Here is a 25,600-nt window from a genome sequence, read left to right as displayed (position 1 = left end):
TGCCTTTGCTTTCTTTACCGATGACCTACTAATCGCATTAACAGCACGATAATAATAACTAGCGCTCAGTGGTATGCCTTCTATAATGAAGTTCATCGGTCTGGATAGAATTTTCACCTATCCCTCTTCTAACGCTTAAAGTTAAGAGTACAGCTCTTCTCTAAAAGTGCTTCTGTTATCAAATAAATCCATCCTTCCAAAGTGATTTCGTTGTTGCTGCTTAATTGTATAGGGTATAATGAATTATGAGAAGTACGCATAATTTTATAATGTAGTATTAAAAATTAAACTATTGGAGGTGTAAGGGCGTTGGACAATCGAAAGAACAAAAATTGTATGACTCTGAAAGAAGGGTGTCCTGTTTATACCACTTTTGATGTTATTGGAGGAAAGTGGAAAGGAATCATCCTCTATCATCTGATAGATGGTCCAAAAAGATTTAGCGAATTCCGCCGCCTTTATCCGGATATGACTCAATTCATTCTTACATTGCAGCTCCGTGAGCTTGAGCGAGACGGCATTATCCATCGTGAAGTTTATAAACAAGTACCACCTAAGGTGGAATATTCACTTACAGAATTCGGAAGAACGTTGGAGCAGATCATTTTGTCCATGAGGGATTGGGGAAACACCCATAAAGATAGACTTTATGATATTCGAGTAACAACACAGCAAGAAGGGGAAGAGATTTGAAGTGATTTTGTAGGGAAAGTGGGCGGAGCATTGGCCGCAGGATTTGGAGTTTTTGCAAAGATCGATGCATTGGACCGTCAACAGGCATCGGTGTAGTAATTAAAGTTCATTGTGACATATATTCGCAACTATGTTAGAACGAAAAATGAAATCGTTTAATATGGTGTAATTAATCCAATTGTTGATTGAGCTCCTAACGGGAAACGTTAGTCGAATGACAACATTGGCACTCAGTTTGAGATAGTTCGTCCTATTTGACACTTAGGAAGAGAAGAGCTGTTTGAACCTGTTACATGGCAGGGTGCAGATGGCTTTTTTCTATTCATTTTATACACGCAAATCCCGATAAATTTTAGTATAATTACTAGAGTTACGCAGGGGGAGGAATGATGGTGAAACGGGAAAATAGGAATAAACTGCGATGGATTGGCGGAGTTCTGTTAGTTGCCCTCTTGGTTAACTTGTTCCAGCCGGCAGCTTTTGCACTTACAACAGTAGGACAAGTGATTACAGGCCAGCCCTCGTCCATTTATGGCGAGTCGGTGCAATTTACTTCCATTGTGACAGATGGTTCTTTAGGAGGGGCGACACCAACTGGGAGCATCACGTTCTACGATGGGGACACATTGATTGGAGGACCGCAAGAGCTCGTTGCTTCAGAGCCGGAGGTTGTTTATAAGAGCTCAGAGCTTGCTCCGGTGCAAGCTGGAAAAAAACTCACTTGCTCGAACTGTCCTGTTATTCAGTGGGGCGGAATGAGTTATTGGGCGTACAGCGATACGGATAATAATTTCAATGTTTATTTGTATGGGTATGATGCAAACAACACTTTGGTAAAATCTTGGCAACTTTCGGGGAATCGTTATGTTACGGATATCACAGTAAATAACATCGCTAAGACTGTTACGCTTGTAGGACAAGACAATGTGCTAACGACACGCACTTGGGAGCAGCTTGAAAATTTCAATGCTCATGCCTCGATATCCTTTTCCGGACTAGAAGTCGGTACACATACGATAACAGCTAGTTATTCAGGCTCAGACGGTATACATAATCCACAATCGTCTACCTTTGTACATACGGTTAATACGATTCAAACCAATACCACTCTTACCTCAAGTGCCGGTATCCTATACGTTGGCGAGGCAATTACTTTCACGGCGACAGTAGCCAATACAAGTGGCAATCAGGTCATGCCGGGGGGAACGGTCACCTTCCGAGAAGGCAGCAATGTACTGGGAACTACAAGTGTTAACAGAAGCGGAGTCGCGACCTTCACGACGTCGTCGCTGCCGGTCGGTGGTTATTTCGTCACTGCGACTTACGATGGCGATGGTCATCATCAAGCCAGTACGTCTGGTAGTTTGTCGCAATCTGTCCTAGGTATTCCAACCGTAGTGGCGGTCAGCGCTAGTCCCGGAAGCACGAGCTACGGGAACTCAGTGACGTTGACGGCAACTGTGACGAATGGCATCGCAAGCATTTTTGGACCGACAGGAACCGTGACGTTCAAGGAGGGCTCGACTGTACTTGGCACAGGGACGTTGAGTTCAGGAACAGCAACATGGACGGCGCCTACTTTAGAAGTGGGAACCCATTCGATCACAGCATATTACGGCGGAAGTCTTACACATGTTGCCAATAGCTCTAGCTCCATTCCCGTGGTCGTCAATCGGATCCCTACGTCATCAACCTTGACTGTTCTAGGAGCGACAGACGCAGCTTCCACCTACGGAACTTCATTGACGTTAAGAGCATCCGTAGCGAATCCTGTGGGTAGCTCATTTACACCAGAGGGTATCGTAACCTTCAATGATGGTTCAACCACATTAGGGACTGCCATACTTCATTCAGGAACGGCTGAATGGACGCTGCCCGATAGTTTATCAGCTGGGTCCCACTCTTTTAAAGCGGAGTACGGCGGAGACAGCAACCATGCGGTGAGTCCATCAGCTGCTGTCGGGCATACCGTTAACAAAGCAAATACATCGACAACCCTATCATCATCGGGTGGGATTTCTGTCGGTGAAACGACGACTTTAACCGCACAGGTAACAAATACATTAAATCCTAGCATCAAGCCTACAGGCACAGTTACTTTTAAAAATAACGGTTTCGACTTGCAAGCGCCAGTCCCACTAAATAGCAGTGGCACTGCGGTGCTTGCCACTCATGAACTGCCGGTTGGCGATCTCGTCATTACGGCAGAATATAGCGGTGATGGCAATCATGTCACGAGTGCCTCACAGCCAATTACCCAGCCTGTATCCAAAGCACCGGTTAATGTTCATCTGTCTGTGGCACCGCAATCAGGGGAAAGCATATACGGACACACAGTAAGCGTAAGGGTGCAGGTAGTTAACGCAGGCAGCGGTGGGTCAGTTCCAACGGGGACGGTAGCACTTTCAGGTACAGGCGGCTTTAGCAATTGGCCGAGTGCTTTGACGCTGACGAACGGGACAGCGACTTGGGAGACCGAGCAGCTTGATGTTGGCACCCATACGGTCGTCGCAAGTTACTTGGGGGACGACGAGCACCTTAATGGGGTGTCAAACAGGGGCAGTCTGCAGATTAAACCAATCCCTGTTACTGTAGTGGTTACCGCTTCAGTAACGGAGGCTGTTTATTATGGAACTCCCCTTACATTTACCGCACATGTGACCAATACGAATGGAGAGTCGCAGATTCCTGCTGGCCATATTGTTTTTAGTGGCGGCAACTTACCAGATACTCCCATACATCTTGACTCGGCAGGAACTGCTTTTATCACTTCAGCAGCGCTGCTGCCTGGAACTTACCCTATTCAGGCTGCATACATTCCTGACCTGCTCCATGAAGCACAGACGTCAGCCCCGATCACCCAAGTCATCAAACCGAATACCCAGGGAACTGTACTCATTTTGAATCATCCGAGTGGAACTTTCCAGCTTGGACAACCTATTCAATTCTCCGTATCCGTAGGGGACTTAATCGGTGACCTGACGCAGCCCGGCTACATTTCGTTGAAAGAGAATGGCGCTGAACGGGCGAGAGTAACGACCGATGTGTACGGGAATGCGGAAATCAGCTTAACAGGCGTTAGCTCTGGCACGCACCAATATACAGCGCTGTACGAAAGAAGTGGCCTCACAGATGGCACGGAGTCCCAATCGGTGACAGTTGTCGTGCAGCCTGCTTTCGCGCAGCTTGTGCTCACAGGTGATGCCTATGGCAATGTACTGCCAACATCCACACCATGGATCGCGGCTGTTGTTCATGGCCCTAACTCAGCATTTACTTTTCGAGCAGCTTCTATGGAAGCAGGTACTAGCACCGAGTTGAAGCGGATGGATCCGCAGAGCGGCCAGCTAGGCGCAGCCATCGAGGTGACGAACGGACAGAGTGAACCTGTTTCGTTCGTGGAAGGCTTGAACCGATTCCAAGTAAAAGTAGTGAGCTCGGACGGGACAGCTTCGACCGCACATATCGTGTCCCTCTTTTATCAAAAAGAGGAGAAGCTGTGGGACATTACCCATGTTCTCGCGGTAACGCCATTGGGGTATGATATGGATGGAAATAGAACGTTTGGTAAAGCGGACATCATTGAATTATTGAAGTTAATTGAGCCGATTTCCGCGGAATCGCTGTGACCTTAAACTAAATAGTGCGGGTATGTGAAAAAGGCATTTCTTTTGTAGTTAACGACTACAGGGAATGCCTTTTTTGTCGTTAGTCCAGGGGGTGGCAATTTCACAATACTTTTGCAGTATGGAAGTAAGCAGATCAGAGGTCGAAAATATATGGGTGTTTGAACCCGAAGTCTAATCTGGCCAATTGCAACCTCGAGGAGCGCCGATTGTTGCCTTGAGCACGCGTATAAAAATTTCCTGATTCACAGAAGCAATTTCCTAATCCATCATATACCCTATACTAACCGATAGAGAATTTTTTAGTTATCTAAACTGTGTTACTTTAAATACTTTATTATCTTTTAACAACAGCCGCTCCGGCTCTGCACGAGCTATATATATTCAGTTCATAAAACCATCTTATACTGTTCAATTACGCGGCGCAGATAAATGACAGCTGACATTTATCTGCGCCAGTAAAACCGCATATCTTATTTGAATTTCATCGAAATTTACATAATAATGAGTAAAAACAGCCTGCAGCGGCAAATATTTGCACAGTCGCAGGCTGTTTTTATCAATCAGTAATGCTAGCGATTAATATGTCCTTCATAATTGTCTTATCACTCACTGAGTATATCCCCAATCTACACGCTTACTATGTCCACTTCTCCTTTTGAATCCTTTAAGCCTCCAAGCAGCGTGTCAAAAACTCGCCTTCATCCTCGGTTAATGATTCTTTGTTTCCGTTGCGATTTTAATAGTAGATAGACTTTTCATCGTTATCACCCTGGCCATCGTAGTAGAGTTACTTAAACAGAACCTAAACGGCAGCAGCAAAAATTTAGCTGGTTTTTATCCATTTGTTTAGGTTCTGTTTAAATTGGGAGACTAGAATTGTAAATGAGGAAGCGATTCAACTATGTTCCTCGTCACCGCAGTTTAAATTTATAGTGGGAGTGTTTATGATGTCAAACAATAGGCTGCAAGAATCTTTGGATCCTGCCCTTCGGGTTCGTCCCCGCGTAGGATGGGCTGTTCTCACATATTTCCTCTACAGCGCAGTCTTCTACGCGATCTTCGTGCTCAACGGCATCGACTACACGCGAGTGGGTGAGAGTGAGCGGACTCTTCTTCTCTGGTACATAGCACCGCTGTCCGGCGGTGCCGTGCTGACCATCACAATAGTCACAATCTACGGCTGGTGGCGCCCCAGCCTGGTTGAAAGGCGGCGTCTTTCTCGATGGACAATGACTCTCCCGATCATCATGATGGTCATCGCGATCGTGAACATGCTGACCGGCGATTTCACCCGTATCACGCCCCTCATGTGGCTGTATCTCATCTTCGGCAGTATCATGGTCGGCTTCAACGAGGAGATGATCAACCGAGGTCAGTTGATAGTTGCTCTGCGCAGCCGATTCGGCGAAACCGGGGTCTGGCTGCTCTCAACAGCGATGTTCGCAGTCTTCCACCTGCCGAACATGTTCTGGGGCATAGGGGCTGGTGCCCTGTTCCAGGTCATGATCGCTTTCGGCCTCGGCTCGATCTTCTATCTCGCGCGGCGGTCTACCGGATCGCTCGTGGCCTCCATGTTCCTGCACGGGCTCTGGGACTTTAGCGTCTTCTCAGCGAATGGCGCATCGGCGTTACCCATCGCTGGTTTACTAGCTCCGTTGTTGGTGATCGCTGCAGTGATCACGGTTCCGATCATCCTCCGCCGTGAAAAGCGACGCGATAGCGTGTCACAACCAGTCGGCTGATTCATCCGTGCGGTCGACGAGCGCGCTCCTCGACTCGCAGCCAACACGCAGGCCAGCAGTCCTGATTAGGTGCACTCGGTCAGCAGGCTGGTAATGGCGGGGGGAGAGAAAAGCAGGTGCCGGCTCCGGAGTGGAAGGCGCCGCCGCACTTGCCTTCATAAACCACATAGTAAATACTTTCAAATGAAGTAATGGGCCGTTTGACTGTTATCTGGGCAGCGCATTGATCCGCTCCGCCTGCCGGTATTCCGAAGGGGTCATGCCGCTGTATTTTTTGAAGCTCCGCATAAAGCTGGTCACGTTGGGGTATCCCACCTGCTCGGCAATCTGGCTGACAGTGGCCTGATCCTGAAGCAGCAGCTTCTGCGCCGTCTGCATCCGTACGTCGATTACATAATCGACGAAGTTCACGCCGATGCTGGTCTTGAACGCTTTGCTCAAATAATTGGGGCTGATTCCGAACTCATCGGACAGATAGCTTAGGGAAAGCTCGCTGTTTGCATAATGGAGGCTGATGTAGGACTTGACCCGGGCTATAAATTCGTCCATTTTGCCTTTGGAGGTTCTTTTCTCTACCAAGGCTTTCACCATTTGCTCCATCAGCTTGAAGAGATATTGGCGCATATCCGTCAAGCTGCCCGCTTGGTTAAGCTCGCCCTCGATCCTGGCGTGATCGGCTTGCAGGCGCGCCGTCAATGCGTGATCTGCGGTTTTTTTGCCGGTCCGGTAAATGAGCTGCAGCCCGAACTGCACCATCGTCTTGTCGGTAAAGCCGCTTCGGGCAGCCAGGCTGAAGATGGAGGACAACAGCTCCGCCACCTTGTCCATATTGGTCTGCCATACGGCATCCTGAAGCTGATCGGCCAGATCGAACAGCTCCATCAGCTCTGCTCCGTCCCCACCAGAAATATCGTCGCCGGTGATGACCGTGTTATGTCCGGCAACCAGCTTGTAATGAATCCGCTCTTGGGCCGTCTGATACGAGTTCTTAATATCGGCGAAGCGCCGACAATAGGAGCCGATGCCAATGCTGACGGAGCGCTTGATGTAGGTCTGGACGGCCTGGCTTAACGCATGGGCCAGATGAATGGCCCGCTGTCCGTTGACGGCGGCATCATCCTCTTGGAAGCTAACCAGAATAATCACCTGGTACTCATTGATTTGCACCGCCCCTCCCTTCAGCCCCTCCTGCTCGCCCATAAGCTCCTCCGCCACATTGCAAATCGCATACAAATAAAGGTTCAGATCGGACATCTTCTCCAGCAGGGCTTTATTGTCGAATTCCGCGATCATTACGATGTAGTTTGCCGGGTAGAACGCAATGCCAATGTGGTCAAAGTATGTTTTGGCCAGGTCGTAGCGCGTCCGGTGTCCTGTCACAATGTCGAACAGAATTTGCAGCTTCAGGGCGGGCTTGCTTTCCTGAATCTGGCGCACCGCATCGGAATAGCCGGTCAGCACATCGCGAATTCTGCCCTCCAGGCGGTTGAAGTCCGGCCGCAGGCTGCCTGCGCCTCCCGCTGTCTCCCCATCCCGCTTGTTGAACAAGGACTCCACCTTATGGATGAACCGCTCCATGGGACTGAACCATGTCCGGTTGACTAGCATCACGGAACCAACCGACAGCAGCACCATTACGCCTGCCAGAACAAGAAGAATATTGCGGATGGTGAGGAACAGGCCGCTCAATTGGCCTTGGGACACGACATAGAACAGCTTCCACCCGGTATAGGAGGAAGAGCCGTAAAACACCCATTCCGAAGCTTTGCCGTTCTTGTGCCGGATGAAGCCGCTATCCGTTTCCGTCAATAATTGCCCGCCAAGCTTGAACTCAGCAATATTCCGGCCGATCCAGGATTTATCCGCGTGGGACAGGATGGTCCCCTGATCGTCCGTAACCAGCACATTGCCGCTATTGCCGAACTGCAGATCGGAGAACATGTCCGACAGCATAGCTTCGGGCAGGTTAACGGCGATGACACCCTTGCGGTCCTTCGGCTTTTCCGCCATGGGATAAAACCGGATCAGCGTGACGGTATGACCGTTTACAGGTTTTTCCTTGAAGAGGGGATTAGCCGTCCATTTGTAGTAAAAATCTTCCTTATAAAACGTACTGATCCAATTTTTATCCGCCTCCTCGGAGGTGGGATTATACAACTCGTCGGATAGCAGCATGTCGTTGGCCCGGGAAGACAGATACACAGACTGAATGGCAGGGTAGGAGCGCTTGAGCCCGCTGATCTGGGATTGAAAGCCGTCCAGCCGGATCAAGTATTCGGGACTGTCCGCATGCGGAGTGTTGAAAAAAAAGGAGGCGTCCCCCGTCTGAAGCAATTGAACGATCGCCCGGTCGATCTCCGTAAGAGCGCTTTCTATTCGTTTGTTGATCTGGTTCAGCATCTGCAGGTTGGAACTGATGACCTCCCGCTCCAACTGCTTTGTTCCACTTACATAGGAGATCAGCACCGTGCTGGCAATGATGATGACGAAGAGGGAAGCGTAGATGAATTGAATTCTATATGCCATATTTCGCCGCACCCGCAGACGCCCCCTCGATTTGTGATCCTCTCATTATAATTCTCTCCGCGAGGAGGGGGCAAGTTGCATTTTCAACGCATACTTGCATTTCTGGCATTCCCGGTATTGAAAGTTGAGAGTGAAAAAGGAAAGCCCCCTAGGATTAAAAAAGTCATGCCAAAGCCAAATATCTGAATGTTCACTTACAGGCATTGATGCTACTTTGGAAATGCGGAAATGGGAAGCGAGGGAAACGACGATCCGCATGGTCTGTTCAAATTACAGGGTGGGAGGCTCAAATGTGAATTTATTATTTTGTACGAGGTTTGGAAAGCGCTTTATTCCCCAGTTGGCGGCCATCATGAGTGCCGTACTGATGAGTTCCTTATTCTTGGGGATATGGACGGGGAATACGGCGGAGGCGGGTGAGGTCTCGGGCGCGTCTCTGCAAACGGTTACCATGCAGGTTTACGCCGCGGAGGATGCGTATGCGAAGGGCGGCATTGATGCGGGAAACAAATTTGGATCGGAGAGTGTGCTTCAAGTCAAATATTCCTTGACCACTCCCAACGGTATGAGGGAATCCTTCCTGAAGTTTGATGTAAGCGCCGTTCCGGGACGGATTGCACAAGCGCAGCTTCATCTTTACGGAGCCGCGGCGGACGGGACGGCAGCCAATCGCAAAGCGGTTACGGTCAGCGTGTACCAGGTGGAGAACGACAGCTGGAGCGAGTCGGCTCTGACCTGGAATACCAAGCCGGCCGCCACGGAAGCCGCCGGCAATGGCATCACGCTGCTCAACAGGCAGCCTGAAGCGTGGTACAGCGATGATGTTACGGCATATATGAAGGCCAAGCAGGCCAAGGGGGACTCCTGGGCTAGCTTGGCCTTGCTGGATCAGGGGCGGGCCGATTGCATCGTAGCCTTCAACAGCAGGGAAGCGGCGGCAAACCGCCCTTATCTGAGCATTACTTACGAGCTTCCCGCCGGCGGTGACACGGCTCCTCCGACTTGGCCTGAAGGCTCCCGCCTGACGGCATCCGTCACGGAAGACGGTTCTGCGCTGCTTCTGCAATGGCCCGCCGCCGTGGATGAATCCGGGGTTGCATTTTACCGGATTTATGCCAACGGCAGCCTTCAGGTCCAATTGCCGGGAGATGTCCGAAGCTACCGGCTGGAAGGCGTCGCGCCGGGACAGACGATCCATCTGCAGGTTCAGGCGGCGAACTCCGGTCTCCAATGGAGCGAGCCGGGATTAAGCACCGAGGTAGAGATGCCGGATCAGTCCTCGCTTCCCGGCGAGGAGCCCATGCCGCTGAACGCATTTATGGGCACGCTGGGCGGGATGAGCTATATGCCGGTTGTGAAAAACGGCCAAGCGAATCATTGGTCGGAGCTGGAAGCCATGAAACTGCCCGCAGACAATAGTCAGGTGTATGTTACCGGCTGGGGCGGCGCAGCCGATCTGTCCGCCAAGGTCAAGTTCGCCTACGACGAGGACAACTTCTATGCCTGGTTTGAGGTCAAGGATCAGGTGCATAAAGGCGTGGCCGGGTCAAGCATGTGGACTGGAGACAGCATCCAGTTGGCATTCAGCGCTGACGGCGCTGCTTATGAGACCGAATACGGATTGGGGCTTACCGGAAGCGTACCGGAGGTCTGGAGATGGGCCGCAGGCAATGCCCAATTGGGCAAGGAGACGGTATCTTTGACCGCGGCAAGAAACGAAGCCGCCCAAACAACCGTGTATGAAGCCGCCTTTCCCTGGAAGGCTCTGTTCAAGGAAAAACCGACGGACAACTTCCGGTTCACTTACCTGATTAACGACAATGACGGAAGCGGTAGAAAGGGCTGGCTGCAATGGACCAACGGAATCGGTCTTGGCAAGGACAGCTCCCAATTTGGCACGGCCAAGCTGGTTGGCGACGTGACGAAGTGGCTGTCGTGGTTATCCGCTCCCACTTCGGCCAAGGCGGGAGATCCTGTAACCCGCACCTTGGACCTGCTGAACTTCGATCAGGCTGATGCGGTACTGCTTGTCCGCTCCGCAGAGCTGGGAGTTAATCGTCTAGTCGCAGTTCCCGCCGGGCATGCCGTCAGATTGACCTTCCCTGTTCAGTATGGGGAACGGGGCCATTACCATGTCAATTTTGAAATTGAAGACACCGTAACGGGCGAGATACAGACCCATCAAAGCTCCGTATCCGTCTATGAAAGCGACGAGCAGCTCCTTGCCCGGTTCGACCGGCTGAAAAGTCTGCTTCCCGGACTGGAGGCACTGCTGAACCAGGCCCGGCAGCAGGGGATACCGATAGACTATGAGACGGTGAATGCCACAGTCATTGGAGACTTCATCCAATACGGCAAGGATGACATTCTGAATGGCGAGAAGGAACGTGCGATTTATGTGGCTGATCAACTGGACCATCTGTACCGTGAGGCGACGGATAATCTGCAGGCTTATCTGCAAGGCTCCAAAGAGGCAAAGGCTGTTCAGCGCTATAGAACAGGCTCTTCGCCCATTCGCATAGACGGGTATTCCTTCATTGCGGATGTGGCCGATTCCTCCGGGGACGCGGTCAGGCAGGACAAGGTGATTTTTACGGGCTACGGCCATTTCGACGAGGTTCGTCGGGATATTCCCAAGTTCGGCGGCAACGGCACCAATTTGATCCAGGTTGAGTTCGGTCCCAGGCAGGCTATTCTTCAGTCTGAAGTATGGTCGGTCTGGTCCAGCTCCAAGTCGGGAGGAGTCCAAGCCGATATTTCGGCGGATCGCAACATATACAGAAGCGGTAACGGATCGCTGTCCATTGTGAACCAATCGTCGGCAGCCTCCAATGTGTTCGCCAGGGTATGGCAGAAGGTTGCGGTGGAGCCCAACACCACTTATCAGGTAAAAGCGTGGATCAAAGGGCAGGATGTGAAGAATGTCTGGTTCCTCGGCGGGGACGGCTGGAGGACGCGGTGCCAGGCCCCCAAGGGCACCTATGATTGGAAGGAAGTGGGCTGCACCTACACCACCGGCATGCAGGAAACCTCGCTGGAATTCATGATTTTATCCGAAAATACCGGGACGGTATGGTTCGACGATATCAGCTTCACCGCTGCCGGCGGAGGGGAGAATCTGCTGCTCTATCCCGGGTTTGATGAACGGGCGATTGATCCCGACAAAGGCTACTTGATATCCGAGGCCAGCATCCAAAGCAATCTTGTTCAGGTGCTGGAACGGGCGGCCGAGCATCATGTTGCGGTCAATGTGCTGCTGTCCCCCCACTATTTTCCCGCTTGGATGAAGGCGGAGTGGCCCGAGTTGAACAGCAACGCCGCAGGCTTCATTAAGTATAACATTGAGGCGCCCAAAGCCAGGCAGGTGATCCAGGATTATCTGCAGACGGTTATTCCGATGATCAAGGACAGTCGCGCGCTGCACAGCGTAACCTTGTCCAACGAACCCGTCTTCGATACCCGCAGGGATGCGGAGGCGCATACGCCGGCATTCCGGGAATATCTGAGAGAGAAGTACAACGGGGATATTGATGGGCTGAACCGGGTTTACGGCACCAGCTACAGCGATTTCGGGGAAGTGCCCATGCCCCTTAACTATTCGGCTACGCCGCAATTCTACGATTGGTATCGGTTCAACAGCAATCTGTTTACAGGCTGGCATCAGTGGATGGCGGATATTGTCCACGAGATTGCGCCCGATCTTGCCGTTCACAGCAAGGTGATGAACAGCACCCTGGGAGGGCTTGACCAGGGAATCGATTTTGAAGGGATGGCGGCCTTAAGCGACATCAGTGGCAATGACTCCACCAATTATCTGAATACCGGAGTCGACGGCCAGGTGGAGCAGTACCGATATTACGATTTTCTGTCATCGCTGAAGAAGGCTCCTGTCTTTAATTCCGAAGAGCATATCATCCGGGACGGGGACAGCAACTATGTACCCGAGCAGGTGGACCATATGCGTACGGTTCTTTGGCAGGGGGCTATGCACAGGCGTTCGGCATCGACAATCTGGGTATGGGCCAGAACGTACAGCAAGACCAGCGATTTCCGCGGCAGTGTGCTGCACAGGCCGGATGTGGTAGCTGAGGTAGGCAAGACCAGTCTGGACTTGAACAGGCTGGTGGAGGAGGTAACCGCCTTCCAGAACGATCGGGCCAAGGTGGCGATTCTTTACAGTCTGCCTGCATTGGCCTATGAGGTAAATACGACTTATCCCAATGCGGTGCGGAAGCTGTACGGGGCTGTCAGCCTCAGCGGCGCCGGTGTGGATTTCATTACGGAGAAGCAACTGCGGGAGGGCAAAGGGAGCGAATATTCCATGATCCTGGTGCCACAGCAGCAGCATCTGGAACGGGACTCTCTGGACCATCTTCGCCAGTACCAGAAGTCGGGAGGGACGGTGGCGATTCAGGGAGCGGATTCGCTTCGCCTAGACAAGCACAATCAGGCGCTGGACGATGCGAAGCGGGAGGCAGTCTTCGACCGGGCCCTCATTCTCGAAGAGGGCTGGTCCGCAGGGCAAGTCCAGGAATGGCTGAGGACCACTCCCTTCTATAAAACGGCTGTTCCCGTTGTGCTGATCGATGAAGCGACAGGGTTGCCGGTTGAAGCTGTGGAATGGCGCAGCGTGCAAAAAGACGGCCATTGGCTAATGAACATCGCCAATTATGGCAGCTCCGCCAAAACAGTATCCGTGCTCGTAAACGGCGAGCGGCTGACAAGCGCCCTCAGCCTGATCAACGGCGTTCCATGGAGCGGAGATGCCCTTGAGCTTCCGCGGCTGTCTCCGGTGCTTCTGCAATGGGCTTCGAATGAAGACCCGGGCACTGATCCGGGCACTGACCCAGGTACCGGTCCGGGAACAGACCCAGGTACCGATCCGGGCACTGATTCAGGCACTGATCCGGGCACTGATACGGGAACAGACCCGGGTACCAATCCGGGAACTAACCCGGGCACCAATCCTGGAACCCATCCAGGCACCGATGCAGGAACGGCGCCCAGAAGCGGTGAAGTCCCCAATGAGGGGAGTGAACCGGGGAGCTTTGCCGATATCTTGGGCCATTGGGCGGAGCCGTTCATTAGATTGGCTACAAAAGCCGGAATGGTGCAGGGCTATGAGGACGGCACCTACCGTCCCGACGCTCCCGTTACCCGCGGCGAGTGGGCCCTTCTGCTGGTCCGGGCGCTGCGGCTTCCGCAGCCGGACCATGCGGTGAAGCCGTTCGCGGATGACGCCGCGCTGCCGGACTGGGTCAGGGAGGCCGTGTATCAAGCGGCGGCAGCAGGCATCATTCAAGGATATCCCGACGGCTCGTTTGCCCCTACGCTTCCGGTAACGCGAGCCGAAATGGCGGTTATGCTGGCCAGAGCCATCGCCCTTCGCCCATCCGTTGCGGCTTTACCGCGTTATGCGGATGCGGCGGATGTGCCGGACTGGGCCAAGGAGGCGGTGGCTGGGGTTTATGAGGCCGACCTGATGACGGGGCGGGACGGAGGATATTTTGCCCCCCGGGACTTCGCAACACGGGCCGAAGCAGCCGTGCTCCTGACTAGAGTGGATCGGGATTAATTGGTCGGCTGCTTGCATTTTTGGCTGCGGCTCGCGGAGATCATATTCTGCAAGCTCATCGATAATCTTGTAACTAGGCAATAGGCGAAAATGTAAGGTAAGGTGATGCTAGGGAATGAAGCCGCCGTCATCCGATTCGCTATACCGACCGGGGGCTTCATTCAGCGGGCTTAAATAAGACATAAACACAACAAGGGAGGCAAAGCAATTGAAAAAGAAACATGTGAAGGCTGCCATGGCCGTAACCGTAAGCAGCATGCTGCTTCTAGCGGGCTGCAGCAATTCGAAGGAGGAGTCATCCACCGCCAGTCCGTCTGCAGGCGCGACTGCCGCCGCAGGCTCCAATCCGGCACTGCCCAAGGTCATCACCGCTTCCATCTATGACCGGGGCACGGTTCCGGCGGAGGAGGGCACCTATGAGAGCAACCGCTGGACCAAATGGATCAACGAGCAATCCGGCATACAGGTGAAATGGACGCCCATTCCCCGCAGCCAGGAGGTGGATAAGTTCAATGTGCTGGTTGCCTCGGGGCAGGCGCCAGAGCTGATCACCTCGTACGACAGGAATATGCTGTCCCGGTTTGTCAGCCAAGGGGTGGCCCAGCCGCTTGACGAGTACATTGAGAAATACAGCACCAGCTACAAGGAATATCTCAAGAAGCATCCGGAGCTAAAGCCCTTTGTCACCTTTGACGGCAAAACCTACGCCATCGCCAGCATGCGCAATACTCAGGCAGCGACCATGATCTGGATTCGCCAGGACTGGCTCGACAAGCTGGGCTTGAAGGTGCCGACAACCGTGGATGAGCTGGTGGAAGTAGCCAAGGCCTTCCGGGACGGGGACCCTGACGGCAACGGGAAGAAGGATACGACTGCCATCGCCATGTCCAACGCCTATTCCGCAGTCCTCGATGACCTGTTCATGGCAAGGGGAGGCGAGTGGTTTATTGAGAACGGTCAAGCCACCCTGTCCTTCTTCACCGACCGTTACAAGGAAGCGCTGAGCCTGCGCAAAACCTTGTATTCCGAAGGACTGGTGGATAAGGAATACGTGACGGATAAAAACTGGGCCAGACAAAAGCAGCTGTGGATCACCGGCAAAGCGGGAATTTTATTCGATCAGTTCAACAACGGCCCTACAGCGGACTTCTTCAAGAGCCAGCCGGATGCCAAGCTGACGCCTCTGGCGCCCATCTCCACGAAATTCGGCAAGAACGGCTATCAGAAGGAAGTGCCCAACTATCTGCTCACCATCTTTAACAAGGATATGAAGAATCCCCAGGCAGCCATGGAGTTCGTGGACTGGATGCTGGACAAAGGCTGGTACAATCTGAGCTATGGTCAGGAAGGCACCCACTTCGAATTGAAAAACAACGTGCCCGTCACATTGGACGCCGACAAGCTGAAGAAGGAAGTCGGCTATGCCAGCGAATACCGGATCGTTCACCAGGAGGTCATGTCCCCGGAATTCCTGTTGGCCCGGGCAAGCAGCGATGCAAATGACCAAAAGGTGCAGAAATCCATTGGCGAGGCCATTCAGGTGGCCCGGAGCACCGATTTCCGCAAGGATTTTCCATACACGCCGGCTGTGGATGAGTTTACCGATATTTCCGGACAGTTCCAGAAGAAGTGGGATGAAATTGTCACCATGGTCACCATGACCCCCGATCTGACTCCAGAGAAGGGCATCAGCCAAATCCGCAGCGAGTGGGAGAAGCTGAACGGCAAGAGCATCGAAGCCAAAGTCCAGGAATGGTACGAGAAGAATAAAGCGGATTTCAAATAAAGTGGCTTTTCCCTTGCGGGATGACGATGGCTGCACAGAAAAAAAGCATGCGGACCGGAGAGCGGGGCAAGCCCCCGTTTTCCGGTATGGCCTAACGATCACAAGGATAGGTGTGAGGATGATGGAGCAAGCCGAACGGAAAGAAGACGCCATTTTGCTGGAATTGCTGGAACGCATCCAGCTATTGGCACGGCTCATTCACGGAGAATAGAAACGGACAGCCCTTTGAAGGATTGGCTAATATCCCCGTTCGGAAATTGTTATGGAATATTCCAGTCGTCAGGACCTGGGCGAGATCATGCGGCTGAACGCAAGCTACTATGTGGCTTTTCGTCTCATGGCCGCCCGCAATCATGACTCACTGTTCTATAGCTTCTCCTAGGAGGCGCTGCTGTACCGGATGCGCTGGAGGAGCAAGCAAGCCGGGGCGGTTCACATACCGCTGTGGCAGTTGTAGCAATAACTGAATAGAGGATGGTGCAACATGGCAGATCAACTGACTGCAATCATACAAGAGCAATTGGCCAAGAGGGCCGCTTATACCATGCCCCCCCAGCCTGTGGACAGCAGCCATATGAAGGTGTGGCAACGGGGATTGGGCATGATGGCCTTGTCTGGCGCGATTAGGTACGGAAGGGGGGAAGCGGCATGAAGAAGCTTGCGGCTGTGGAAGCGGCGGCGCATGCGGGCGTTCCCGCAGGAAAGCGAAGGAGCTTCCTTTATTTCCTTCGGCGGGATCTGTATCTGTATCTTTTCCTGCTGCCAGCGCTGGGATTTTATCTAATCTTCAAATATTCCCCGCTCTACGGCGAGATCATTGCCTTTAAGGATTTCCAGATCATGAAGGGTATATGGGGGAGTCCATGGGTAGGCTTGAAGCATTTCCGGGCGTTGTTCTCTAACCCGGATTTCTGGCAGGTGTTCCGCAATACGATGCTGTTGAACCTGTATAAGCTCCTGTTCGTGTTTCCCGCGCCGATTGTGCTGGCCTTGATGCTTAACGAGATCAGGTCCCACTGGTTCAAGAGAATTATCCAGAACCTGCTGTACCTGCCCCATTTTATCTCCTGGGTTGTGCTCGGAGGCGTCGTTGTGGCGATTTTGTCCCCCAGCACCGGGGTGATCAACACCATTCTGGAACAGGTATTCGGCATAGAGCCGATTTATTTCATGACCCATACCGGCTGGTGGCCGGTCATATTTACCCTGTCCTCCAACTGGCAAGGGGCAGGCTGGGGAACGATTCTGTATCTGGCGGCCATGGCCAATATCGATCCCCAGCAGTATGAAGCGGCCAAGATCGACGGGGCTTCCAAGCTGCGCCAAATCTGGCATGTCACCTTGCCGGGCATTCGCCCCACCATTGCCATTCTGCTGATTCTTCAGATGGGCCAAATAACGGACATAGGCTTTGAACAGGTCTATAATCTGCAAAATGAAGCGGTGTTCAGCGTATCGGACGTTATCAGCACATATGTATACCGGATGGGGCTTCAGGCCGCCCAATACAGCTATTCCACGGCAGTCGGCCTGTTCCAGGGCGTCATTGCCCTGATTCTGATGCTGACCGTCAACAAAATAACCAAGGCGATGGGAGAAGGCGGCTTATGGTAACCAGATGCTTGCGTGGCGTCAACGGTCTTCTGCTGATCGTGTGCGCTTTTACCACCATGTTCCCTCTCCTGAATGTGCTTGCCACCTCCTTCAGCGGCAGCACGGCCATTCTGTCGGGGGAGGTGTTTCTGTGGCCCGTGGATTGGACCACCACCGCCTTCGTCAATTTGTTCAAGGACGGACAGCTGATGAACGCCATGAAAAACTCCGCGATCATAACAGTGGCAGGCACCGTCATGTCGATGACGGCCACAACCTTGGCAGCTTACTCCCTGTCCAAGAACCGGCTGAAGGGACGGCAGCTGTTTTTGCTGCTGATTTTGTTCACCATGATGTTCGGCGGGGGTCTGATCCCCATGTTTCTTCTACTTAAAAATTTGCATCTTCTGAATACGTACTGGGCCATCTGGCTGCCAGGGCTGATCAGCACCTACAATTTGTTTGTGATGAAATCCTCCTTCGAGGGGCTTCCCGGCGAACTGGAGGAATCCGCCACCATCGATGGGGCCAACGACTTAACCATATTTTTCCGCATTGTAGTCCCTCTGTCCAAGCCTGTTCTGGCAGCGATCTCCTTATTTTACGCCGTGGGGCTGTGGAATGTGTACGCGCCGGCGCTGTATTTCATTACCAGCTCCGCCAAGATGCCGCTAACGGTGAAGCTGTACCAGATGATACAGCTTCCCGACACCAACCTGTTGGACAGCTCTGACCTGAGCTTCGTTCCCCCGGAAGGCATGAAAGCGGCGGCCATCATCATTACCGTTTTGCCGATTCTGTGCCTATACCCGTTTCTGCAAAAGTACTTTGTCAAAGGCGTGCTGCTTGGCTCCATCAAAGGCTGAAGCCAAGTGCTCATTGAAGTTTTCATATCCGCATTGCCGCCGGGAGCAACAACCTTTGCCCGTGGCCGTGAAATGCCAAACCCCAAGCTCGTCCGCCGGGACGAGCTTGGGGTTCTTTGCTTTGCGGAGAGCAGTTGCTTGTGGAGCTATGCCCGGGCGTTGCAAAGCCTACAGCTGATTTTTGCCGGAGCTGATGGTGTACGCTCCCGCTACGGGCAAAACAAAATTTTGACGTCGCCGAGCTATAAAGAATATGTTGAATATAAACTTGGGAGTGCAGATTAATTTATGCGCTTTTTTTTGATTTTTCTAGTCTATTAGATATCTAAAAATTGGTAAAATAATGAATTTTTACAAGTGTCACCTTTCAAGGGAATACAAAGTATACGCTTATCCATTGCCTGATTTTCTCGCTTTTATGCGTTCATTCTGCTGAAGGAGGCCCAAATATGGACAAAAGAACAATGAGCTATGAGTCTAACGATTGCTAGTTCGACAGGTTTTTTTACTAAATTTAACATGTAAACAGTCCGTTTGTACTATTCATCTTACATTAATCGACATTTATTTACAAACAATTAACGTGTATTACATGGACTACTTGGTATAATCCATATTGTATCTAAAAAGGAGGGACCAGTGATATACGAAAATACATAGGTCAATAAAAGTTACTATTCTTTATTAGCTTTTTAGAGTATGGATTTAATAAATTTTCGAAGGCGGGATATACACTTGAACATATTTCGAAGGGCGCTTAACGTTTCTCTAGCTGCCGCACTTATCGTTCCTAATGTTGTAGCTTTACCCCATGTAAGTTTGGCTGCACCGGTATCAGACGTATCTAAGCACTGGGCTAATAATCAAATAGGTATTTGGACAGCACTTGATTTAGTTGAAGGGTACCCTGACGGGACCTTTAAGCCGGATAGCAGCGTTACTAGAGCAGAATTTATGGCATTAGTAAATAGAACTTTTAACTATACGGCGAAAGCAGACATTAAATTTAAAGATGTAGCTGCCTCGGACTGGTACTATGCAGATGTGGCCAAAGCAACGGCCGCTGGATATATTGAAGGCTATGAAGATGGCAGTATTAAACCGCTGGAAACGATCTCCCGTCAAGAAGCTGCGGCGATCTTGAGTCGGATTATGAAGCTCCCTATTGCAATCTCTTCCGATGCTCCAACAACATTTGAGGATGCTGCAGAGATTGCAAATTGGAGTAAAGCTCCGATTAATTCTGTCGTTCAAGCAGGGTATATGAATGGCTATCCAGGCGAGTTGTTTAAACCTACTGGACTCATTACTCGTGCAGAGGCCATTGTTTCCTTGGATCGTGCAAAAAATGTATCGTCTCAGACGACCGTTTATGATAAAGCGGGAGTTTATTCGGATAAAACCATTAAAGGTAACGTTATTGTTGCAGCTGCAGGCGTAGAATTGAAAAACTTTGACGTTAGCGGCAGCCTAGTTGTTGCCGAGGAAGTGGGCGAAGGTGACGTTAACTTAAGCAAAACCGCCGTTAAAGGTAAGACAGTCATTAAAGGCGGCGGAGCTCATTCCATACATGTTAGTGATAGTGTGATTGAACAATTGAAAGTAGTTAAACCCCGTGTTCGCATCGTTACAACGGGTTCCTCTACTGTTCAACAAACAGAATTATTAACTTCCGCCAGACTAGAAAGCAATCCTTCTACAGCTGGTAGAGGATTTAAGAACGTAAACATCTCTACTTCGGAAAATGTTCAGCTGGCTGGGACATTTGAAACTATTCAATTTATGGGTAAATCTTCACTTGAATTAGTAGAAGGTAAGATTAGCACATTGACTGTTCCTTCTTCAGGGCAGGGCTCAAGGATCACCCTTGGCACAGGCACAGGAGTTGACAACCTTACACTTCACGGTACGGCTCAGGTGTTGGGATCGGGGAGTATCAAGCAGGCAACCGTTAATGTGGATGGCGCAACACTTGCCAACAAGCCAGATACTCTAACTCTTCGTGAAGGTGTTTCTGTAACGATAGACAGCCAAAAAGTAGATAAATCGACGGACAGTGGAAACACGAGCAGTGGTTCAGGAGGCGGTAACTCGGGTGGAGGTAACTCGGGTGGCGGTGACTCAGGTAATAATAACCCAGGTACTGGGGATCAAGTGTCCTCGGCACCAAGTGCAGCGCAAATCGTAGTGGTAAACAACCCTGATGGCGCAGCGGATACAGTTGCTGTAAACGGGCTAACCGCAGGGGATGTAGTGAAGGTATACAGTACTTCTACAGGCGGTACCGCAGTAGGAACTGAAACCGTTCCAGCGGATCAGACAAGCGTAACTGTTTCCATTCCGCAGCTTGGAACTGAAGCAGGTGACGTATTCGTATCTGTGACATCGAAAGGCAAAACGGAAAGTGCAAGAACCTCCAAAGCATATGATGCTGAGCCAATCGTAGAAGTCGTTACTCCTGCACCAAGTGCAGATCAAATTACAGTGGTAAACAACTCTGCTGGAACAGCGGATACAGTTACTGTAAACGGGCTAACCGCAGGGGATGTAGTGAAGGTATACAATACTGCGACGGGCGGTACAGCAGTAGGAACAGGAACCGTTGCAGCAGGTCAAACGAGCGTAACGATCTCCATTCCACAGCTGGGAACTGCCGCAGGTGATGTATTCGTAACGGTAACATCGACCGGCAAAACGGAGAGTGCAAGAACCACCAAAGCATTTGATGCGGAGCCAATCGTAGAAGTCGTTACCCCTGCACCAAGTGCAGATCAAATTACAGTGGTAAACAACTCTGCTGGAACAGCGGATACAGTTACTGTAAACGGGCTAACCGCAGGGGATGTAGTGAAGGTATACAGTACTTCTACAGGCGGTACAGCAGTAGGAACTGAAACCGTTGCAGCGGATCAAACCAGCGTGACTGTTTCCATTCCGCAGTTGGGAACTGAAGCAGGTAACGTATTCGTCACGGTAACATCGACCGGCAAAACGGAAAGTGAAAGAACCTCCAAAGCATTTGAGGCTGAGCCAATCGTAGAAGTAGTTACCCCAGCACCAAGTGCAGATCAAATTACAGTGGTAAACAACTCTGCTGGAACGGCAGATACAGTTACTGTAAATGGACTCACCACCGGAGATGTAGTGAAGGTATACAATGCTTCGACGGGCGGTACAGAAGTAGGAACTGAAATCGTTGCAGCGGGTCAAACCAGCGTGACTGTTTCCATTCCGCAGTTGGGAACTGAAGCAGGTAACGTATTCGTCACGGTAACATCGACCGGCAAAACGGAAAGTGAAAGAACCTCCAAAGCATATGATGCAGAGCCAATCGTAGAAGTAGTTACTCCTGCACCAAGTGCAGCGCAAATCGTAGTGGTAAACAACCCTGTTGGCACAGCGGATACAGTTGCTGTAAATGGACTCGCCACCGGAGATGTAGTGAAAGTATACAATGCTTCGACGGGCGGTACAGCAGTAGGAACAGGAACCGTTGCAGCGGGTCAGACCAGCGTAACTATCTCCATTCCACAGCTGGGAACTGCCGCAGGTGACGTATTCGTCACGGTAACATCCAACGGCAAAACGGAAAGTGCAAGAACCTCCAAAGCATTTGAGGCTGAGCCGCCAGTAGATCCTGCTGTTCGTACGATTGCAGCATTTAGAGCACAAGCGGATAACGAATTACTGACAGGCACCATTACGGGAATCGTTATTTCTGCCCCTTATGTAGCAGGCACGAATACAAATAATTTCTACGTGCAGGACGGAACAGGCGGAATTCTTGTCTTCAATCCAGTAACCAAAACGTCTGTAGCCATTGGCGATGAAGTTCAACTTACAAAGGGAAAAAAATTAACCTACAACGGTGAGGCGGAGCTTACTGAAGGTGAATTTACAAAAACAAACCGAAATGCTCCATTAGCACCTACTCTTGTGAATCTTAGCGATCTTTCAGCGCATCAAGGAAAACTGGTAACGGTGAAAAATGTTCCGGTTATCAGTGTTTCTCCTAAATTCTTTATTGGAACATCAGCTCCAGGCAATGAAGTTTATTTGACCAGATTTGGCGTTTCCAATCCGGGTATTGTGGTTGGAGATAAAGTAGATGTAACGGGAGTTGTATCGATATTCTCGAACAGCCCGCAGCTTCTTCCGCGTACAGCTTCTGATATCGTGAAATCGAGTGGAGTGTCGGATGCTGACGCAGTTACGGCGGATAAAGCAGGAATTAGCTTCGAAAATTTAAGCGCAGTGGTTAGTGATCTGGAATTGCCAAGTGAAGGAGCGAGTGGATCAACCATTACTTGGGTATCGAATAATCCAGCTGTAGTCACGAATGAAGGTGTCGTTACCCGTCCAGCAAAAGGACTACCTAATGGACAAGCGGTGTTGACGGCTACGATTCGTAAGGGCTCTGTTACAGCTACGAGGGATTTCCCAGTCATTGTTCTTGCTGAAACATTATCCAATGAGGAAGCAGTAGCTAATGCCAAGGCAGCGCTTAGTTTGAACTACAGCGGCTTGGAGAACTCCATCATCTTGCCTGTTAATGGCATTGATGGAACTTCCCTGACTTGGTCATTAAAAGATAGCTCCCAATCCGATATCGTTGATATCTCTACAGGTGCGGTAAATCGGTATGATATAACCTCCGATACGGATGTTATTTTAGTAGCAACGATTACCAAGGGAGCAACTAGTGATACCAAAGAGATCACGGTTCGTGTCATCAAAGGGCAGCAAATGCCAGTTGTGAACTCGGTTAAAGCTAACCAAGTCGTTGTAACTGGAACTGCAAAAGCAGGAACAACGGTAACTGTAAGAACGGGTCCGGTAGTATTAGGTACGGCTGCTGCAGATCCGATCACGGGCGCTTTCAGTGTATCGATTCCGAATCAGTCAGAAGGTACCGTGCTTGAAATTATGGCTACCGGTACAGGGTTCATAAGTGATGCTGCTTATGTGCTCGTTGTGAATGCTGGCGCAATGACAGATAAAGAAGCGGTAGACGGGGCTGCATCTGCTCTGACGGATGTCAGTATTAAACAATTGAATGCAAGCTTAAGTGAGGTTAAGACGCCTCTGAACCTTTCAAAATCCGGCTTGAACGGAACGACGATTGGTTGGACATCGGACAAGCCTGCGGTTCTGGGAACGGATGGTTCAGTAAAAAGACCTGTTCTTGGAAATCCAGACGAGGTCGTAACCTTAACGGCCACCATCAGCAAAAACGGTACACAATCCGTTAAAACCTTTGTAGTGACCGTTAAAGCACAGACCGAGGTATTGACCGTAGTTAGCTTTAATGATATTTCGGCTACAGTTAGCAAAGGAACGACTTATACGTTGCCTGCAAAAGCCACGGCTAATATGAGCGACGGTACCACGGCTCAGCTGGATGTAGCATGGACGCCTTCTACGGTGGATACGAGTGTTGCAGGAACGTTTAATTTTGTCGGTACAACTCCAGGATATACGGCAACAGTTAACTTGGTGCTGACGGTTACGGAAGCTCCTGCTGCCTTAACGGTTAAACAGGCTCTTTCCACAGCTTCCGGTACTTCAATCATTGTAGAAGGATATGTGCAGGATGTAGAAGCGAACACGCAAAATCCAGGGTATGGGATCTTCTTGAACGACACGGTGGGTACGGACAATTCGACCTCTTCTGTGATTGTCAAGTTTGTCAAGGGAGATCGAGGTGGTGAATTCAGCGCTGCAAGTGCTGCCAATAAAAAAGTAAGAATTAGTGGGAAAATCGCAGACAAGGCATATTTCAACCTAAAAGGCTTCGCCGACGATTATGCCAAGATTGAATTTGTTGGTGGAAATCCAGTGCCAAATGCGGCTCCGGTCGCTTCCAATGTACAGATTACAGGTACAGCAGAAGTAGGACAGACCTTAACGGGCTTGTACAATTACGCAGATTCTGAGAATGATACAGAAGGAAGCTCGACGTACAAGTGGTACCAAGTAAATGGATCGACAGAAACCGTCATTGCCGGTGCAACAGGTAAATCTTATGTTGTTCAGCAAGCGGATGTAGGTAAAGCACTGAAATTTGAAGTTACACCTGTTGCAACTCGTGGGACAACGACGGGGGTCGCAGCTAAAAGCATGGCTTCAGCAATCGTAGTTAATGCTCCGATTCCAGCGATTCCAATTAGCGATCTGCTGAGCACGAGTCATGCGACAACAACGGCTTCGTTCCATTTTACAGCACCTGCTGGAGCGACTCTAGTCGAATTATTGTATTCTCAGGATGCTGGAGCAACTTGGAGCAAGGCTACAACGGATGCCGTTCTGAATGCTGCGTCGAATACAGCGACAGCCATTAATCTTACAGCAAACACCACATATAGCTTTAAACTGGCTGTTACAGGTGGAAGCTTTGCAGGGGATTCCAACAGTGTGGTTGTGAAGACAGATGCTGCAGCACCGGTACCTGTACCACTAGCAGATCTGAGCGCGACTGCACACACAGCGACTACGGCATCCTTCACTTTCTCGGCACCAGCAGGAGCAACGGTTGTCCAAATGGTTTATTCCACAGACAATGGAATGAATTGGTTGCCTGCACAGACTGAGTTTGACCTTAGTTCCTCCTCCGTATCTGCCAAAGCCATCAATCTAAAGGCAGATACAAGCTATCAGTTTAAACTGATGGTTACAGGCGGAAGCTCTGCGGGAGATTCCAATACAGTAGCTGTAAAAACAGATGTGGCGGCTTTGCCAACTACTTTAATCAATGAAGGTTTCAATGCAAGCACTGGAACGGCTCCAGCGGGTTGGACATTTGGCAACGCATCTAGTTCTAATGCCACTCTTGGAACTTATACTACAGGAGCTAACTTTGGAAGCAGCGCACCATCGATTAAACTTGGCAATTCAAATGAGTATATGTTAACACCGGTATTATCCACCTCTGCGACGGAGCTTTCTTTTTGGATTAAGGGAAACGGCACAGATACCAACTGTTCGTTAAAAGTTGAAGGTTTGCAAAACGGTACTTGGATTACAATAGCGACAATTAAGCCATTACCTACTGCTGGGACTCCAACCACTTATAAAGTAGCTAACGGCACTTTGCAAACCGGGATTACACAAATAAAGTTCACTTATACGAAGGGTTCAGCAGGTAACCTAGCCATAGACGATGTTCTTATCAAAGGGTAATCAGGAGGATT

The 25,600-nt window shown here is 50.7% G+C and carries 11 protein-coding genes; 10 read left to right on the top strand and 1 reads right to left on the bottom strand.

The window, feature by feature from the left end:
* Positions 1–336: 336 nt before the first annotated feature.
* From WMW72_RS21550 to WMW72_RS21540, 3 genes are all read left to right on the top strand, one after another.
* Entirely contained in the window at positions 337–693 is a 357-nt protein-coding gene (locus WMW72_RS21550) for a winged helix-turn-helix transcriptional regulator (RefSeq protein WP_341417752.1), read from the top strand.
* 386 nt (positions 694–1,079) lie between these two features.
* On the top strand, positions 1,080–4,322 hold the full coding sequence (locus WMW72_RS21545; protein ID WP_341417635.1) for an Ig-like domain repeat protein: 3,243 nt from the start codon (positions 1,080–1,082) through the stop codon (positions 4,320–4,322).
* Between the two features lie 944 nt (positions 4,323–5,266).
* Positions 5,267–6,064 (top strand): CPBP family intramembrane glutamic endopeptidase, encoded by a 798-nt coding sequence (locus tag WMW72_RS21540; RefSeq protein ID WP_341417634.1) that lies wholly within the window; start codon positions 5,267–5,269, stop codon positions 6,062–6,064.
* A 207-nt stretch (positions 6,065–6,271) separates the two neighbouring features.
* On the opposite strand, the gene WMW72_RS21535 is transcribed toward WMW72_RS21540, so the two are convergent.
* A complete protein-coding gene (locus tag WMW72_RS21535) occupies positions 6,272–8,590 on the bottom strand; it encodes a helix-turn-helix domain-containing protein (protein ID WP_341417633.1) in 2,319 nt (772 codons plus the stop codon).
* Between the two features lie 292 nt (positions 8,591–8,882).
* Between WMW72_RS21535 and WMW72_RS21530 the strand changes: the two genes are divergently transcribed.
* From WMW72_RS21530 to WMW72_RS21500, 7 genes are all read left to right on the top strand, one after another.
* Complete coding sequence (locus WMW72_RS21530; RefSeq protein ID WP_341417632.1) at positions 8,883–14,165, top strand: CBM96 family carbohydrate-binding protein; 5,283 nt, start codon at positions 8,883–8,885, stop codon at positions 14,163–14,165.
* A gap of 208 nt (positions 14,166–14,373) precedes the next feature.
* Positions 14,374–15,951 carry an extracellular solute-binding protein gene (locus WMW72_RS21525; RefSeq protein ID WP_341417631.1) on the top strand — a complete coding sequence of 526 codons (1,578 nt, stop codon included), beginning with the start codon at positions 14,374–14,376 and terminating at the stop codon, positions 15,949–15,951.
* Between the two features lie 484 nt (positions 15,952–16,435).
* Positions 16,436–16,603 carry a hypothetical protein gene (locus WMW72_RS21520; protein WP_341417630.1) on the top strand — a complete coding sequence of 56 codons (168 nt, stop codon included), beginning with the start codon at positions 16,436–16,438 and terminating at the stop codon, positions 16,601–16,603.
* Positions 16,600–17,565 carry an ABC transporter permease gene (locus WMW72_RS21515; protein WP_341417629.1) on the top strand — a complete coding sequence of 322 codons (966 nt, stop codon included), beginning with the start codon at positions 16,600–16,602 and terminating at the stop codon, positions 17,563–17,565. Before WMW72_RS21520 ends, WMW72_RS21515 begins: the two co-directional genes overlap by 4 nt.
* Positions 17,559–18,410 (top strand): carbohydrate ABC transporter permease, encoded by an 852-nt coding sequence (locus tag WMW72_RS21510; RefSeq protein ID WP_341417628.1) that lies wholly within the window; start codon positions 17,559–17,561, stop codon positions 18,408–18,410. Before WMW72_RS21515 ends, WMW72_RS21510 begins: the two co-directional genes overlap by 7 nt.
* 6 nt (positions 18,411–18,416) lie before the next feature.
* A complete protein-coding gene (locus tag WMW72_RS21505) occupies positions 18,417–18,695 on the top strand; it encodes a hypothetical protein (RefSeq protein WP_341417627.1) in 279 nt (92 codons plus the stop codon).
* 450 nt (positions 18,696–19,145) lie between these two features.
* Entirely contained in the window at positions 19,146–25,589 is a 6,444-nt protein-coding gene (locus tag WMW72_RS21500; RefSeq protein ID WP_341417626.1) for an immunoglobulin-like domain-containing protein, read from the top strand.
* Positions 25,590–25,600 lie beyond the last annotated feature (11 nt).

This window comes from Paenibacillus filicis, from assembly GCF_038070315.1.
GTDB classification, from domain to species: domain Bacteria; phylum Bacillota; class Bacilli; order Paenibacillales; family NBRC-103111; genus Paenibacillus_G; species Paenibacillus_G filicis.
Note: the sequence above shows the minus strand (reverse complement) of the source record. Positions and strands in the feature narration are given on the sequence as shown.

Excerpts from the sequence above, each read along its gene's own strand:
- WMW72_RS21550 (WP_341417752.1), top strand. The coding sequence starts at position 337 with ATGACTCTGAAAGAAGGGTGTCCTGTTTATACCACTTTTGATGTTATT.
- WMW72_RS21545 (WP_341417635.1), top strand. The coding sequence starts at position 1,080 with ATGATGGTGAAACGGGAAAATAGGAATAAACTGCGATGGATTGGCGGA.
- WMW72_RS21540 (WP_341417634.1), top strand. The coding sequence starts at position 5,267 with ATGATGTCAAACAATAGGCTGCAAGAATCTTTGGATCCTGCCCTTCGG.
- WMW72_RS21535 (WP_341417633.1), bottom strand. The coding sequence starts at position 8,590 with ATGGCATATAGAATTCAATTCATCTACGCTTCCCTCTTCGTCATCATC.
- WMW72_RS21520 (WP_341417630.1), top strand. The coding sequence starts at position 16,436 with ATGGCAGATCAACTGACTGCAATCATACAAGAGCAATTGGCCAAGAGG.
- WMW72_RS21515 (WP_341417629.1), top strand. The coding sequence starts at position 16,600 with ATGAAGAAGCTTGCGGCTGTGGAAGCGGCGGCGCATGCGGGCGTTCCC.
- WMW72_RS21510 (WP_341417628.1), top strand. The coding sequence starts at position 17,559 with ATGGTAACCAGATGCTTGCGTGGCGTCAACGGTCTTCTGCTGATCGTG.